Origin of the sequence: Christiangramia gaetbulicola (assembly GCF_003054225.1) — a bacterium.
In the GTDB taxonomy this organism is placed as follows: Bacteria; Bacteroidota; Bacteroidia; order Flavobacteriales; family Flavobacteriaceae; genus Christiangramia; species Christiangramia gaetbulicola.
Genome location: NZ_QBKQ01000001.1, coordinates 69,334 through 86,133 on the forward strand (window position 1 = coordinate 69,334; position 16,800 = coordinate 86,133).

14 protein-coding genes are annotated in these 16,800 nt (G+C 38.2%); 11 read left to right on the top strand and 3 right to left on the bottom strand.

The features are described from left to right. Nucleotides 1–7 precede the first annotated feature (7 nt). Genes neuC through asnB form a run of 3 tightly spaced genes read left to right on the top strand, consistent with a single transcriptional unit; the run spans nt 8 to nt 3,593 of the window. Nucleotides 8–1,165, top strand: a complete 1,158-nt coding sequence (gene neuC, locus C8P64_RS00325; RefSeq protein ID WP_108170075.1) for a UDP-N-acetylglucosamine 2-epimerase — start codon at nt 8–10, stop codon at nt 1,163–1,165. Between the two features lie 23 nt (nt 1,166–1,188). Continuing rightward, nucleotides 1,189–1,881, top strand: coding sequence for an acylneuraminate cytidylyltransferase family protein (locus C8P64_RS00330; protein WP_108170076.1), 693 nt, complete (start codon nt 1,189–1,191; stop codon nt 1,879–1,881). Further along, a complete protein-coding gene (gene asnB / locus C8P64_RS00335; protein ID WP_108170077.1) occupies nt 1,881–3,593 on the top strand; it encodes an asparagine synthase (glutamine-hydrolyzing) in 1,713 nt (570 codons plus the stop codon). Before C8P64_RS00330 ends, asnB begins: the two co-directional genes overlap by 1 nt. Nucleotides 3,594–3,601: 8 nt before the next feature. Here the strand turns inward: asnB and C8P64_RS00340 are convergent, their stop codons facing one another. Both C8P64_RS00340 and C8P64_RS00345 read right to left on the bottom strand, forming a co-directional pair. Next, nucleotides 3,602–6,070 (bottom strand): polysaccharide biosynthesis tyrosine autokinase, encoded by a 2,469-nt coding sequence (locus C8P64_RS00340; protein WP_108170078.1) that lies wholly within the window; start codon nt 6,068–6,070, stop codon nt 3,602–3,604. Next, a complete protein-coding gene (locus C8P64_RS00345; RefSeq protein ID WP_108170079.1) occupies nt 6,070–6,858 on the bottom strand; it encodes a polysaccharide biosynthesis/export family protein in 789 nt (262 codons plus the stop codon). The genes C8P64_RS00340 and C8P64_RS00345 overlap by 1 nt, the downstream gene beginning before the upstream one ends. Nucleotides 6,859–7,459: 601 nt before the next feature. On the opposite strand from C8P64_RS00345, the gene C8P64_RS00350 reads away from it, so the two are divergent. The 8 genes from C8P64_RS00350 (at nt 7,460) to secA (ending at nt 16,196) form a co-directional block, all read left to right on the top strand. Continuing rightward, on the top strand, nt 7,460–9,334 hold the full coding sequence (locus tag C8P64_RS00350; protein ID WP_108170080.1) for an ABC-F family ATP-binding cassette domain-containing protein: 1,875 nt from the start codon (nt 7,460–7,462) through the stop codon (nt 9,332–9,334). A gap of 113 nt (nt 9,335–9,447) precedes the next feature. Then, nucleotides 9,448–9,822, top strand: a complete 375-nt coding sequence (locus C8P64_RS00355; RefSeq protein ID WP_108170081.1) for a four helix bundle protein — start codon at nt 9,448–9,450, stop codon at nt 9,820–9,822. A gap of 56 nt (nt 9,823–9,878) precedes the next feature. Continuing rightward, nucleotides 9,879–10,655, top strand: a complete 777-nt coding sequence (locus tag C8P64_RS00360) for an O-methyltransferase (RefSeq protein WP_108170082.1) — start codon at nt 9,879–9,881, stop codon at nt 10,653–10,655. Between the two features lie 44 nt (nt 10,656–10,699). Continuing rightward, on the top strand, nt 10,700–11,401 hold the full coding sequence (locus tag C8P64_RS00365) for an ABC transporter ATP-binding protein (RefSeq protein WP_108171226.1): 702 nt from the start codon (nt 10,700–10,702) through the stop codon (nt 11,399–11,401). A 137-nt stretch (nt 11,402–11,538) separates the two neighbouring features. Further along, nucleotides 11,539–11,718: a hypothetical protein gene (locus tag C8P64_RS00370; protein ID WP_108170083.1), complete on the top strand. Its 180-nt coding sequence runs from the start codon at nt 11,539–11,541 to the stop codon at nt 11,716–11,718. An 82-nt stretch (nt 11,719–11,800) separates the two neighbouring features. Beyond that, nucleotides 11,801–12,373 carry a cob(I)yrinic acid a,c-diamide adenosyltransferase gene (locus C8P64_RS00375; protein ID WP_108170084.1) on the top strand — a complete coding sequence of 191 codons (573 nt, stop codon included), beginning with the start codon at nt 11,801–11,803 and terminating at the stop codon, nt 12,371–12,373. A 152-nt stretch (nt 12,374–12,525) separates the two neighbouring features. Next, complete coding sequence (locus C8P64_RS00380) at nt 12,526–12,747, top strand: DUF2795 domain-containing protein (protein WP_008272287.1); 222 nt, start codon at nt 12,526–12,528, stop codon at nt 12,745–12,747. An 89-nt stretch (nt 12,748–12,836) separates the two neighbouring features. After that, entirely contained in the window at nt 12,837–16,196 is a 3,360-nt protein-coding gene (gene secA / locus C8P64_RS00385) for a preprotein translocase subunit SecA (protein ID WP_108170085.1), read from the top strand. A 204-nt stretch (nt 16,197–16,400) separates the two neighbouring features. Here the strand turns inward: secA and C8P64_RS00390 are convergent, their stop codons facing one another. Continuing rightward, nucleotides 16,401–16,706 carry a GIY-YIG nuclease family protein gene (locus C8P64_RS00390; protein ID WP_108170086.1) on the bottom strand — a complete coding sequence of 102 codons (306 nt, stop codon included), beginning with the start codon at nt 16,704–16,706 and terminating at the stop codon, nt 16,401–16,403. Between the last annotated feature and the right edge of the window lie 94 nt (nt 16,707–16,800).

The window sequence follows — 16,800 nt, forward strand, 5'->3', positions numbered from 1 at the left end:
TTTTCTTATGAAAAAACGTAAAATATGTGTCGTAATTACTGCCCGCCCTTCCTACAGTAGAATAAAAACGGCTTTAAAAGCCATAAATGAACATCCGGAATTGGAATTACAACTTGTTATAGCTGGTTCGGCATTGTTAGACAGATATGGAAATGCGGTAGAATTTATTAAAAAAGATGGCTTCGAAATTGCAGCAAAGGTATTTATGGTCCTTGAAGGTGAAAACCCCACTACCATGGCTAAAACTACAGGAATTGGAGTCATGGAGCTTACCAATGTATTTTACAATCTAAATCCGGATGCGGTGGTAACAATAGCCGATAGGTTTGAAACAATTGCTACCTCGATTGCTGCAGCATACCAAAATATTCCACTAATACATGTCCAGGGTGGTGAAGTAACTGGAAGTATAGACGAAAAAGTAAGGCATGCTAATACCAAACTGGCCGACCTGCATTTGGTAAGCAGCGAAGAAGCAAGAGATAGGGTGATTAGACTTGGAGAATATCCTGAAAAAGTTATGAATACCGGTTGTCCGTCAATCGATTTGGCACATGAAATTCTTAAAGATCCTGAATTAGACTTTGACCCCATTAAAAAATATGGCGGAGTTGGGATGGAAATCGATTGGCAAAATGGCTATATAGTGGTCATGCAGCATCCTGTTACCACTGAATATCAAATGGCAAAAGATCATATTACGGAAACCCTTAAAGCGATCAATTCACTGGGGTATCCTACGTTTTGGTTTTGGCCGAATGTTGATGCAGGTTCTGATGGAACTTCTAATGGGATTCGAAGTTTTCGAGAATTGCAGAAGCCGGAAAATATACACTTCTTCAAAAATATGGAACCTTTAGATTTTTTAAAACTTTTAAAGAACTCACGAACTCTTGTTGGAAATTCCAGCGTTGGAATCAGGGAATGTAGTTATATGGGAGTTCCGGTTGTTAACATAGGTAACCGCCAGAATAGAAGGTCCCGGGCTCAGAACGTTTTGGATGTATCCTATTCAGAAAAAGAAATTTTAAAAGCCATCCAGCAGTCAATTGATTCAGAGCACTTTCCTTCTTCTAATATGTATGGAAATGGAGATGCAGGTGAAAAAATCGCCGATATACTCGCCACTACACAATTATCCTTTGATAAAACAATTACCTATTAATCTATTCTGAAAAAGCTGAAAAAATGAAAATTCTTGGTATTATACCCGCTCGCGGAGGCAGCAAAGGCATCCCTGGAAAGAATATTAAAATCCTGGGCAAAAAACCCTTGCTCCAATATACCTATGAATCGGCCAAAAGATCGTCTTTATTATCGAAGGTGATATTGAGCTCTGATGACCAGGAAATTATTTCTATTGCCAGAAAGATAGATCTGGATGTGCCCTTTACACGCCCAGATTACCTGGCACAGGATAAAACTTCAAGTTTAGAAGTTATCTATCATGCCCTGAATTATTTTCAAGAGAGAAACATCAGATTTGATGCTATATGCTTATTGCAGCCTACTACCCCATTCCGCCCGGAAAACCTAATAGACCGAGCCATAAAAAAATTTATTCAGGGTAATTATGATTCATTGATTACGGTAAAGAAGGTCCCTGCAGAATTTAACCCACACTGGGTTTTTGAAGACGAAAGCGGAAAACTTAAACTTGCTACTGGTAAAAAAGAAATAATTTCAAGGAGGCAGGATCTACCTACAGCTTATTTTAGAGATGGTGCTATTTACCTAAGCAAAACAGATGTGATCTTAAATCAAAAATCACTTTACGGCCAGAATATTGGATTTTTAGAGAACCTTGATCCTCGCTATGTTAATCTAGATACTCTGGAAGATTGGAATAAGGCCGAAAAAATATTAAAAGAGAGCAACTAATGTGCGGAATAGCTGGAATTATTTCTCCTTATAATCGAAAACAGGATCTTAAAAAGCTGCTCCAGACGCAAAAACATAGGGGTCCAGATAATACCGGCTCTTGTTTTGACGAAGGTTATGCTGCTCTCGGCCATAACCGACTTTCTATCTTAGATCTAAGTCAGGCAGCAAACCAGCCTTTTAAAGATTCTTCAGGACGATATGCCCTTGTATTTAATGGTGAGATTTATAACTATCGGGAAATCCGGGAAGAGTTAAGTTCAATTTATGATTTTAGAACACAATCTGACACAGAGGTTTTATTAGCTGCTTATATAAAGTTTGGAAAAACATGTCTTGAAAAGTTAAATGGGATGTTTTCTTTTGCTATCTGGGATAGTAAAGAGAAAATATTATTTGCTGCCCGTGATAGATTTGGTGTTAAACCTTTCTATTACACGCAAAATCCCAAGGAATTTATATTTGCAAGTGAAATAAAATCTCTAAAAAAAGTTTCCGCTAAAAATGACCCTTCTTTAAAGGTCTGGGCCAGCTATTTTGCCTATGGATCCTATGGAGAACCCTATGAAACTTTTTATAAGGACCATATGCAATTACCAGCGGGTCACTATCTGGTTTACAAAAACGAGAAATTAAGTATAAACAAATGGTATGATTTTATTGGGAATGTTAATCGAATTGAAATATCGAATGATGCTGAATATGTAAAATCAAGGTATTTTGAAATTTTAAAAGAGAGTATATCTCTTAGATTCAGATCTGATGTTGAAGTAGGTTTTAATATAAGTGGGGGCGTAGATAGTTCCCTATTACTAGCACTCGTAAACCTCTACAAAGCGAATGATAAAATTAAAGCCTATACTTTTTATACTGGTAATCCAGATTATGATGAGTTAGCCTGGGTCGAAAAAATGGTAGAAAAAACCAGAAATCCATTAACAAAGGTTCTTCTTACGGCTTCAGAAGTAAAGAGTTTCTCAAAGGAAATTAGTGCATATCAGGATGAACCCTATGGAGGAATACCTACCATGGCCTATTCAAAAATTTTTAAGCAGGCTAGAAAAGATAACGTAATAGTGCTTTTAGATGGGCAGGGTATGGACGAACAATGGGCTGGGTACGACTATTATTCAGGTAGGTCCACTTCTGTAATCCAGGGACAGAAAAAAGGTAGCTCTCCCTTTAAATCACATTGTTTATCAGATGAGTTTCAAAAAATTGCGAAAAGGACTGAGTATCCTGAACCATTTGAAAACAAGCTTCAGAATCTGCAATATCGTGACCTATTTTATACCAAAATCCCACGTGCTTTAAGATTCAATGACCGAATATCAATGATGGCTGGTACTGAACTTAGAGAACCTTTTCTGGATCACCGGCTGGTAGAATATGCTTTTGCCCAACCAGAGAAATTTAAGATTCAAGGAAATATTCAAAAGTACCTCCTGCGTGAATTAATAAAAGACCTTGTTCCTCCAGATATTTCGAGTGCTCCAAAACGAGCCCTCCAAACACCACAGAGAGAATGGTTGGGAAAGGAGCTTCAAGAATTTGTTAGGGAAAATTTAAAAACTCTAAAAAAATCTTCCTGGACCAAATGGTTTAATCATACTGAGATTGAAAAAGAATGGCAGAATTATCTACGAGGTGATCAGGATTCTAGTTTTCATATCTGGCAATGGATTAATGCAGCACAAATACTATCTGAATAGAAAATCATTTACTCAAAATTTCTCATAAATTTTCTCCAGGAATCTTTTATTTGAGCAATTTTCGAAGGGGCAGCTCCATAATAACCCTTGGCATAACGATTATATCCATAGCCGTAACCATAGCCATAACCATAGCCGTAACCATAACCATATTTAGCACTATGTACAAAGTGGTTCAATACAAAGCTGATATTTTTAATCTCCTCTTTGGCATATTTCTGATTGATAGTTTCCAGCATACCTCTTTTAGTATAATCCTGTCTCACCAGGTATAACGTAGCATCAGCATGCTTTACCAAATTTAAGGCATCAGCTACCATACCAATTGGTGGAGTATCCAGGATAATATAATCATATTCTTTCTTCAGTTCATTGATAAGGGTATCCATCTTTTCACTCAATAATAATTCTGAAGGATTTGGAGGTACCGGACCAGAAGTAATTACATCCAAATATGGGATTTTACTCTTCTGGATGATCTCTCTATCTGTAGACTGATCAATCAGGTAATTAACTATTCCGAGATCGTTATTCAATTCAAAATCATCGAAAATTTTTGGTTTCCTTAAATCGACACCAACTAGTACTGTTTTCTTTTCACTAAGAGCAAAAACCGTAGCCAGGTTCATGGCACAAAAGGTCTTACCTTCCCCGGAAACAGAAGAAGTAATCATAACCGTTTTAGAACCTTTTACCCCTTGCCTTTTATACATGAACTGTAAACTGGAGCGTAGCCCTCTAAAACTTTCAGCAATGGAAGATTTTGGAGAGGTGAATACAGCCAGGTTTGAATCCATTTTATTTCTTCCAATTAATCCCAGAATCGGAATAGGAGAAAGCCTGCTAATTTCCTGGGCATTATGTATGTTGGTATTTAAAAATACTAATAGAAAAACAAAGGTTAATGGTATTAGCCCTCCAACCAATACCGCCATGACATAATTAAGTTGGGTATCCGGCCCTATTCTGCCTCCACCAGTATCCTTAGCCTTATCAATGACCAAAACATCACTCACATTGGCGGCTTTAATTAGACCAGCCTCACTTCGCTTTTCCAGAAACATATTATAGGTGCGCTCGTTAATGGCATATTTTCGCTGTATCTTTAAAAGGTCTTGTTCATCCTGTGGTAATTTTTGCACTTCATTTTCCAGCTTTGCTATTTTAGAATTAATTTCACTTAATTCATTTCTTATTAAACCTTTAGAGGAATTAATGTTTTCAAGTAGAATAGATTTCACTGAGTTAATTTGCCGGTCAATGTCATCAAATACGGGAGAATTTTCTTTTAAAGTATATTGATAATTTTGTCGCTCCTCTGCCAACTGAATTATTTTTGAGACACCAGCGGAGATACTACCTTCACTTATACCGGCAACAGAAGGTGCAGGAACATTTGAATAATCATTCCTGGTTTGCAGATAAGTTTCGAGATTATCATAATATGATAATTGCCTTCTAATATTTTCTTTTTTTATATCGAGATCTGCGAGTTTTCCGGATATTTTACCGCTTTCAGCAGAAATATCTAATATTGAATTCTCATCCCGAAACTGATTTAGCTCGTTTTGAACCAATTTTAATTGTTCCGCCTGCACTGAGAGACTACTGTCTATAAAGCGTATGGTTTTAGTGGCAAATAGATTTTTTCTCTCCAACATGTTGGCACTTAAAACAGCTACCGAACCATTTAGATAATCTACAATTCTTGATTTATTAAGTCCTACCTGGCTTAAATTTAGTACAGAGGATCCATTGGCGTCTGGAGAAACAGCAACTCCTCTATACCTACCTACCGAACCATCAAAATTCGCAAAGCTTACATAAAACTTTTTCCCAATTTGCGAAGGCTCCTCAGTTCTTTGAATAATCCCTGAAAAAAATGGAAGACTTAAACGTTCCCCGATCTTAAAGTTGCGATCAAACTCCCTTGCCTCTATTATGCGATTATCAGTTTCTTTTGTTTTGTAGTTTGTTCTAGCAAGATTTTCAGGTAGGTTAGCTTTAATATTAAATGAATTCTCATCTAACATTTGAATTATCATCTGAATATTATTTGCCTGAAAAGCTGACGTATCGGCTTCTATTTTAAATGGAGTCTTTCCATAAGCATCAACTCTTTGGTATTCCCCATCCTCAAGATAATTAATATAGAACTGCAGTTTCTCTACAACCTCCTCATTATGAGACCGGGACCTTAAAATTGTAATTGCAGTATTAACCTTATCTGAGGTACCTCCCCAATTAAAGGTTAAACTGGTATTGGAGGTGAAAAATGGATTTTGATCGTCTTTTATGGAAATGGTGTTGCCTAACCTATAAACGGGTAATTTTCTAACATTGTTATAATATGCTACCGCCAAACTGATACCTACCGAAAGTAAAATAAGCTTCCAATAACTTATTACTTTTAAGACAAAGCCTTTAAAGTCAAATGTAGATCCTACGTCTGATATGTGATCATCTTCATGTGCCATTATAATCGAGTTATTGCTACCACAGATGTTACGATCGCCAATAAACTTGCAACCGTTCTAAAAACCTCAAGTCCGGTAGTACCTAATCCAATGGCTTTTCTAGGCAAAGGATTAACAACTATCATATCATTCGGTTGTATATAATAATAAGGACTGCTTAAGGCATCAATATTTGTTACGTCTATTTGATGAACCTCTTCTCCCTGGGGATATTGTCTTATGATCTGTACGTTTTCCCTATCTCCATAATCCGTTATACCGCCTGCTTTAGCAATTGCTTCCATAATAGTTACCTGATCTTTATAAATTACCTGGCTACCCTGTCCTATTTCTCCTAAAGTTGTATATCGTATACCGGCAAGTTTAACGGTCACAAAAATATTTGCTTCTTCCTTGAAATATTCTTCAAGCAATTTCTTTTCAATTTTCTCCCGAACTTCCTTTTCTGTATATCCTAACACATTAATTTCACCCATAGTTGGAACCCTGATATTACCGTGATCATCTACAGTAAAACCATCGAAATAAACAGCCTCTTCTGTAGTGGCATTTGGATTTTCATTTCCTATTGGATTAAACATTCCCACAATATCCTGATCCAATGCCTTAACCCTTATACTTAAAAGATCTCCGGTCTGGATTCTATATGGCTTACGTAAACGCTGAACCTGGATAATGCTATCTACCTCCTGGTCATATTCCTGAAGATAAGACATCTGCTTAGTTGATACGCATGATGATAAGGCTAGTAGGGAAGCGAATAAAAACAAAAAAGATTTGAATCGCATAGGGGGACTTCACATTGTTTTAACAAATATAGTTTTTACGGGCAAATATCAAAACTTTAGGATGGAATTATGTTTGGAGTTTGGGGTTTGTGGTTCAGGGTGGAGAGTGGAAAGTTTATGGTTGTGGGTTGTTTGTTGTCTGTAGTTCGTAGTTTGGTGTTTGGAGTATGGTGTGAGGTTGCCAGTTGTTTGTAGTTTATTGTTCATTGAACAGATTTCTCCCAACGTTCGAATTGACCAATAATCCTGATTGTCATTTCGAAGGAGTATAGCACTGAGAAATCTGATTTTTAAATCCAATAAGGTTCATTGCTGTTTTAAAGATTTATAAACCAATGAGAATTTTTTTCCGACCAATCGGGATCTGAATGACAAAATCGAATTTTGAACATTAAGACCCTGAAATAAATTCAGGGTGACGTTCATAGTTAAGCGTCATGCTGTCCCGAGGGATCGCAGGTTTCAGCATCTCTTCCAAATACAGAACGCAAAACCTACAACAGATAACTGATAACTGTTTATTGATAATTGTTCATCGTTACTTCGTACTTTTGCCGTCATACTACAGACAAGCGTCTAAAGTCTAAAGACTAAATAAAACATGAATTATCTTTCAGTAGAAAATATAGCCAAATCATACGGCGAACGCAGACTTTTTGAAAATATTAGTTTCGGAATAAACAAAGATCAAAAGGTTGGTTTCGTTGCCAAGAATGGTACCGGAAAAACCAGTTTATTAAATATTCTGGCGGGAACCGATTCTCCTGATGAAGGGCAGGTTATCTACCGAAATGATATCCGGGTAGCTTTCCTTTCCCAGGAACCTGATCTGGCTCCTGAACTTACAATTGAACAGAGCATTTTTACCAGCGAAAATCCAACGCTTAAGGTGGTGGCGCAATATGAGAAAGCCATGCAAAATCCTGAAGATGCAGACGCCCTTCAAAAAGCCATGGATGCCATGGAGGCAAATAACGCCTGGGATTTTGAAACTGAATTTAAACAAATTCTTTTCAAGCTAAACCTGCAGGACCTGCAGGCAGTAGTAAAAAATCTTTCCGGAGGTCAGAAAAAGCGCCTTGCTTTAGCAAGGATGCTCCTGAAAAAACCTGACTTTATTATCCTGGATGAGCCTACCAACCACCTTGATTTGGATATGATAGAATGGCTGGAGGAATATTTCAAAAAGGAAGATTTTACCATTTTCATGGTTACTCACGACCGTTATTTCCTGGAGAGAGTTTGCAATGAAATCATTGAACTCGAAGATGGAAAACTATATACCTACAAAGGAAATTACTCCTATTATCTCGATAAAAGAGAAGAAAGACATCAGCTGGAAGCTACGAATACGGGTAAAGCCCAGCAGTTATATAAAAAGGAACTGGAATGGATGCGACGCCAGCCTAAGGCCCGTACTACCAAATCTAAATCCCGCATCGAAGATTTCCACGATATAAAACACAGAGCGAGTCAGCGCAGGCTTGACCATAAAGTTCAGCTTGAACTCAATATGGAGCGAATGGGAAGCAAGATCGTGGAGCTTCATAATATCTCAAAAGAACTGGGAGGAAAGAACCTTATCAGTAATTTTGATTACAACTTCAAAAAGGGTGAACGTGTCGGGATCATCGGAAAAAATGGGACTGGAAAATCCACCTTTCTGAATATGCTTACCGGGAATATGGAACCTGATACCGGAAAGATCATTATTGGTGAAACGGTGAAATTTGGTTATTACACTCAAAAAGGCATCAAGATCAAACCTGGGCAGAAGGTGATAGAAGTTATTAAGGAATTTGGAGATTATATCCCTTTAAAAAAAGGCAGACAGATCTCAGCAGAACAGCTTCTTGAAAGATTTCTTTTTGATAGAAAAAAGCAATATGACTTTGTTGAAAAATTAAGTGGTGGAGAAAAGAAACGCCTATATCTGTGTACTGTTCTTATCCAGAATCCTAATTTTCTAATTCTGGATGAGCCTACGAACGACCTGGATGTTTTAACCCTGAACGTTCTAGAGAATTTCCTTCTCGATTTCCCTGGTTGCATCATCGTGGTTTCTCACGACAGGTATTTTATGGATAAGATCACCGATCACCTTTTTGTATTCAAAGGCGAGGGCGAAGTGGTAGACTTCCCAGGAAATTATACCGATTACCGGGAATATGAAGCTTCCAAACCTAAAGAAGAAAAAACATCTTCTGAAGATACCCAGACCAAAAAAGAAAAAAAGGAATTTAAATCTAACAGTTCCGGCCCTTCTTTAAGCTATACTGAGAAGAAGGAATACGGCAAACTAGAAAAAGAGATCGCTAAACTGGAAAAAAAGAAAGAAGAGATTCAACAGAGATTCCTGAAAGAATTAGATGCTGACGAGATCGCAGAAAATTCAGTAAAGCTCAAGGAAATTGAAAATGATATTGAGTCAAAAACAGAAAGATGGTTTGAGTTGCTTGAGAAGTTGGAGTCTTAAATTTATAGGTTGTGAGTTGTGAGTTGTGAGTTGTGAGTGAAATAAATAGAGTGGAAAGTTGATAGAGGAAAGAGGAAAAAATAGAAATTAGAGAAGGTTTTATTTTAATTGATATGGAGGAGGTCAAATTTAATTTTGAAGATTTAAAGGTTTACCAGAAAGCATTGGATTTCGTAGATATGGCTTACGATCTTACCTCGCGATTTCCTGAGAAAGAAAAATACGGGTTAAGCTCCCAATTAACCAGATCTGCTGTATCAATAGCTCTGAATACAGCTGAAGGATCAGGAGATTCAGACTCTCAATTTCATCGCTACCTTCAAATTGCAGAAGGTTCAGTTAGAGAATGCGTTACTTGTACTACAATCGCAGTGCGCAGAGTTTATATTACTCCTGAAGAAAACTTGAACGCACGTACAATTCTACTTGAACTTCTTAAAATGATTAGAAGTCTGCAACATTATTTGAAAAATAAAAAAGCTAAATAAAATTTCACTTTCAACTCTCCTCTCTTCACTTTTTTCAGAAAACTGATCAATTAAAAATGCTCTTTCAGCTAAAATCCTACCTAAACTTCCTCTTGAAAAGCCAAAACCAACACGGGCTCCACTCCCCTTTTGTCTATGATCTGGTGACAAAATGTTTCTATGACAAAAGTGAGCATAAAACATATAAGCTCATTAAAGATTACCGAAATGATCTTTTAGGCAACAAGGACAGAATTACCGTTACCGACTTTGGTGCGGGTAGCCGGATTTTTAGATCGAATGAAAGACCGGTGTTCTCTATTGCGAAAAATGCCGGGATTACTTTGCATCGGGCAAAATTACTATACCGCTTAACCAATTATCTTAAGATCGATAAAGCATTAGAACTTGGTACTTCCCTGGGAATAGCTTCTTCTGCCATCGCTGTTAATAAAAGTACTGATCTTATTACCATTGAAGGCTGTCCCGAAACCGCAAATATCGCCAAACAACAATTCGAGAAATACCAGCTGAATAATATAACGCTCAGAGTAAATGAATTTGAAGCGGAATTGAATCGTCTGATTCGGGAGCACCATAAGTTCGATCTAATTTATTTCGACGGAAATCATCAAAAGCAAGCCACTCTAGATTATTTCGAAAAGTTACTTCCTACTGCACACAATGATTCGGTGTTCATTTTTGATGATATTCACTGGTCTGCAGGTATGGAAGAAGCCTGGGAAGAAATTAAAAGACATCCTAAGGTCAAAGTGACCATAGATACTTTTCAATGGGGTTTTGTATTTTTCAGACAGGAACAGGTAAAACAGCATTTTTGTATAAGATTGTAACAAATAATCTAAATTCACGTCATACAGTTGAAAATTCAGTCTTAATGAGCAAAGTAATAGAGATTCGCGATATCACCAGAGATTTCCCTCTGGGACAGGAAGTAGTAAAAGTTTTAAAAGGTATAAACCTGGATATAGATCGCGGAGAATATGTTGCTTTTATGGGACCATCAGGTTCTGGAAAATCCACTTTAATGAACCTGCTAGGATGCCTGGATACTCCTACTTCCGGATCCTATGTTTTGAATGGTAAAGACGTTAGCAAGATGAGCGACGATGAACTTGCCGAGATCAGGAATAAAGAGATCGGTTTTGTTTTTCAGACCTTTAACCTTCTACCCAGAACCACGGCATTAGACAATGTGGCTTTACCAATGATCTATGCAGGGGCATCTAAATCTGAAAGGATTGAAAGAGCTGAAGACGTTTTAAGAAGCGTAGGACTTGGAGACCGAATGGATCACAAACCGAATCAGCTTTCTGGAGGACAAAGACAACGTGTAGCTGTTGGCCGTGCCCTGGTTAATAAACCTTCTATTATCCTTGCCGATGAACCAACGGGAAACCTGGATTCCAAAACCTCTGTAGAGATCATGAACCTTTTTGATGAAATTCATGCTTCAGGGAACACGGTAATCCTCGTAACTCACGAAGAAGATATCGCCAAGCATGCGCACAGAATCATCAGGCTCAAAGATGGTATGGTAGAAAGTGACGAAAGGAAATCTGTCGTTAGTCAGCATTAATCTGCAATAATTTTAAAAAAAAAATTTTATCCTCTATTCTCAGCCCCAGAAATTTAAATTTTGATTCCTGAATCGAGAATTTCAGTTTTTGAACTTTTAAGAATCTTTATTATCTTGTATTTACTAAGTCATTTAAAATGATAGAACTGGACCAGGAAACCTGGATTTATCTTACCATCATTGCTGTATTCCTAGCCTATTTTCTTTGGAGCTCCAGAAGGGCAAAAAACATTAAGAAGCAACGGAAGAACAGAAATTTCAGAAAAAGGTATATGGAAAGAAAAAAGGAGAATGAATCTGATTCTCTGGTAAAATAATTCTTTTCTATACTTTCTAATCGGTCAGAATTCTTTCCTGGCCTCTCTATTCTTTGTAACTTTAGGCTCCTAAAAAATAAGCATGAAGATTTACACTAAAACTGGAGACAAAGGCACTACTGCGTTATTTGGAGGTACCCGCGTTCCCAAACATCATATAAGAATAGAAAGCTACGGAACGGTGGATGAACTAAATTCACATATTGGCTTACTAAGAGATCAGGATACAGATCAGCCAACCAAAGATTTTCTTACTGAAATCCAGGATCGGCTATTTACCATTGGCGCTATTCTGGCCACAGATCCTGAAAAGGAGAAATTAAAGAACGGGAAAGACAGGCTTAATATTCCTAAAATATCTGATGTCGATATAGAGAAACTGGAAAACGCCATGGATAAAATGAATGAAGATCTTCCACCAATGACACATTTCGTGTTACCCGGCGGACACCAAAGCGTGTCATTCTGTCACATAGCCCGCTGTGTCTGCCGTCGCGCCGAAAGACTTTCCAGTGCTTTATATGACATAGAGGCCTTTGACGATAAGGTTCTTATGTACCTTAACCGACTTTCAGACTATCTGTTTGTGCTGGCACGGAAGTTGTCTAAACAATTACAGGCTGAAGAAATTCAATGGATTCCAAAAAAATCCTGAATTCTTCTACCTTCAGAAAAATTTCTTGCGAATACCGCAAAAATTTGGAGAATTAATTATGTTCTTTATATTATTGTAGAAAAAATAGATTTTTTTCTTGGCTATAAGCGCAAAAAAATTATTTTTGCCAAAATTTAAAACCCGATTAATCAATGTATTGGACTTTAGAATTAGCATCCTATTTGAGTGATGCCCCCTGGCCGGCAACAAAAGACGAGTTAATAGACTACGCAATCAGAACCGGAGCACCGCTTGAGGTTGTAGAAAATCTTCAGGCCATTGAGGATGAGGGCGATTCTTATGATTCTATTGAGGAGATCTGGCCGGATTATCCAACCGATGAAGATTACCTCTGGAACGAGGACGAATATTAAATTGACAACACGCAAAAAATAGGGAAAAGTCTCATTCATGAGGCTTTTTTTTTGCTTAAATTTGAACCCCTTTAAATAAAAAAACCAATATGAGTTTTTTAAATTCTGTATTAAAAGCTTTCGTAGGCGATAAGTCGAAGAAAGACGTAAAAGAAATACAACCCATAGTAAACAAAATTAAGGCTTTGGAGTCTGAATTTGAGGCGCTAAGCCTTGATGAGCTCAGAGCCAAGACTTCTGAATTCAAAGCGAAGATCGCTGAGGCGACCAAAGAAGTCAAAGACAAGATCACTGCCTTAAATAAAGAAGCTGATGAAATTGATGATATCACCCGTAAGGAAGATATCTATGCCGAAGTAGATGCTCTTAAGGATAAGTCTTATGAAATTTCTGAAAATATCCTGAACGAGATACTACCTGAAGCTTTTGCGACCGTAAAAGAAACAGCAAAACGTTTTGTTCATAATACCGAACTCAAGGTAAAAGCAACTGCTTTTGACCGTGAGATCTCTGCAGAAAAAGAATATGTTACCCTGGAAGACGATTATGCTATTTGGAGTAACTCCTGGGATGCAGCCGGTAAACCGGTAACCTGGGACATGATACATTATGATGTTCAGCTTATTGGTGGTGTGGCCATGCACCAGGGAAAGATCGCCGAGATGCAAACTGGTGAAGGTAAGACCCTTGTGGCGACCCTACCAATGTATCTTAATGCGCTTACCGGAAACGGAGTTCATCTGGTAACGGTTAACGACTACCTGGCAAAACGTGATAGCGCCTGGATGGCTCCTATCTTTCAGTTCCATGGTTTAAGTGTGGACTGTATAGATTATCATCGTCCTAATTCTGCTGCACGTAGAAAGGCTTATAATGCTGATATCACCTACGGAACTAACAACGAATTCGGTTTTGATTACCTGAGAGATAATATGTCTCATGCACCTGATGATCTTGTACAGAGACCGCATAACTATGCTATCGTGGATGAGGTCGATTCAGTTTTGATCGATGATGCCCGTACTCCGCTTATCATTTCCGGACCGGTACCAAAAGGTGACACCCATGAGTTCATGGAGCTGAAACCGGCAATTGCAAATATCGTTGAAGCTCAGCGTAAATATCTGGTAAAGGTACTTGCTGAAGCTAAAAGGCTAATCAAAGAAGGTGATACCAAAGAAGGTGGATTCCAGTTACTGAGAGTTTATCGTGGATTACCGAAGAATAAAGCTTTGATCAAATTCCTGAGTGAGGAAGGGGTTAAGCAATTACTTCAGAAGACCGAAAATTATTACATGCAGGACAACAACCGCGAAATGCCAAAGGTTGATGCCGAATTGTATTTTACGATCGAAGAAAAGAACAACCAGATAGATCTTACTGATAAAGGGATCGAGTTCCTTTCTGGTAAAGATGATCCTGATTTCTTCGTTATGCCTGAAATTGGAATGGAAATTTCCAAGATCGAAAAAGAAGGTCTTCCGCCGGAAGAAGAAGCAGAAAAGAAAGAAGAACTTTTTAGAGAATATAGTGTAAAGAGTGAGCGTATTCACACATTAAGACAGCTATTGAAGTCTTACACTCTTTTCGAAAAGGATACCGAGTACGTGGTGATCGACAATAAAGTAAAAATTGTAGATGAGCAAACCGGTCGTATTATGGAAGGTCGTCGTTATAGTGATGGATTACACCAGGCGATCGAGGCGAAAGAGAATGTGAAGATCGAAGATGCCACCCAAACCTTTGCTACGGTAACCCTTCAGAACTATTTCAGAATGTACCGTAAACTATCGGGTATGACTGGTACTGCGGTAACCGAGGCGGGTGAATTCTGGGAGATTTATGAATTGGATGTGGTAGAAATTCCTACTAACAGGCCAATCGCTAGAAACGATAAAGATGATTTGGTCTATAAGACCAAAAGAGAAAAATATAACGCGGTTATAGATCACGTGACCGATCTTTCCAATGCTGGAAGACCGGTGCTAATTGGTACAACTTCAGTAGAGATCTCAGAATTACTGAGTCGTATGCTGAAATTGAGAAACGTACCACATAACGTTCTTAACGCGAAACTTCACAAGAAAGAGGCTGATATCGTTGCTGAAGCCGGTAAATCTGGAATCGTGACCATCGCCACCAACATGGCAGGTCGTGGTACCGATATTAAGCTTAGTAAAGAAGTAAAAGAAGCGGGCGGTCTGGCCATCGTAGGTACAGAACGTCATGACTCCAGACGTGTAGACCGACAGTTAAGAGGTCGTGCTGGTCGTCAGGGTGATCCGGGAAGCTCACAGTTCTATGTGTCTTTAGAGGACAACCTGATGCGTCTATTTGGTTCTGAAAGGATCGCAAAACTTATGGACCGTATGGGTCTGGAAGAAGGTGAAGTAATTCAGCACTCCATGATCTCCAAGTCTATTGAAAGAGCACAAAAGAAAGTTGAAGAAAATAACTTCGGGGTACGTAAGAGATTGCTGGAGTATGATGATGTAATGAACGCCCAGCGTGAGGTGATCTACAAGCGTCGTTACCATGCCTTATTTGGTGAAAGACTGCGTGTCGATCTTGCGAATATGATCTTTGATATTTCTGAATCTATTGCAGAAACCAATAAAGCTGCAGAAGACTTCAAGAATTTCGAATTCGAACTGATCAGGAATTTCTCTATGAGCTCTCCTGTTACCGAAGAAGAATTCAAGAAAATGAATGCGCAGAAGCTTGCCGGTGAGGTTTACAAAGCGGCATATAAGCATTATGACGAGAAAATGGCTCATAATGCTGAACGTGCCTTCCCTGTGATCAAGCAGGTTCATGAAGACGAAAGAAATAACTTCGAGAGAATCTCTGTTCCTTTTACCGATGGTAGCAAGACTTTGCAGGTTGTAACCAACCTTCAAAAGGCTTATGAAACTGAAGGTAAACAGCTGATCAAGGATTTCGAGAAAAATATTACTCTGGCAATTATTGACGACGCCTGGAAAACTCACCTGCGTAAAATGGATGAGTTAAAGCAGAGTGTTCAGTTAGCCGTGCACGAGCAAAAAGATCCATTATTGATCTATAAGTTCGAGGCTTTTGAACTTTTTAAAGCTATGCTTGAAAATGTGAACCGTGATGTGATGTCCTTCCTTTTCAAAGGGGAAATACCATCTACCGGGGCACCGAACATTCACGAAGCACGTCAAACGAAGCAGAAGGAAAAGATTGAGACCAAGAAAGAGGATATTCCTAATCTTGACGAAAGAGCTGCGCAAAGTAGAGCAGCAGGAAACACCCAGCGTCAACAGCCTGAAGTAACCGAAACCATCGTGAGGGACCGACCAAAAATTGGTAGAAACGATAAGGTTACCATCAAAAATGTGATGAGTGGAGAAACTAAAAATATGAAATTCAAGCAGGCGATTCCGTTACTGGATAAGGGTGACTGGGTGCTTGTCGATGAATAGAAGACGTTAGACGTTAGACGTTAGACGTTAGACGTTAGACGTTAGACGTTAGACGTTAGACCAAATTAAAAATCCTGAAGTAGATCACTTCAGGATTTTTTTTGATTTAGAAATTTCACTTCGACAAGCTCAGTGTGACATATTTTTCAATGCTAACTATAAATTCACTGTTGGACTGAGCCTGTCGAAGTCCGATTTAATATCTCAATCAGGTTTACCAAATTGGGAATAATTCTTAGAAAGCTTAACTAATTTATCCCAATCCTTTTTTATAAGAGCTTCCTTCTTTTTCCTGCTCCAATCTTTGATCTGCTTTTCTAAATCTGCAGCTAAATTTGGATCCGTAAACTGCTCTATCCATTTCAATTTCACAGGCCTTCTACTGTAAGTATATGCTTCACGAAACTTACCCGAATTATGTTGATTGAGTCTATTTTCTAAATGAGAGGTCATTCTTACATAAAAAGAATCATCACTGCACTGAAGGATATAAACGAAATATAGTTTCATAATCTTAAATAAAAAGGCACTTCGACAAGCTCAGTGCAACAAAAATTTTAATTAAAATCCTGAGTCTGTCGAAAGGTGAGCTTAACAGAAGCTC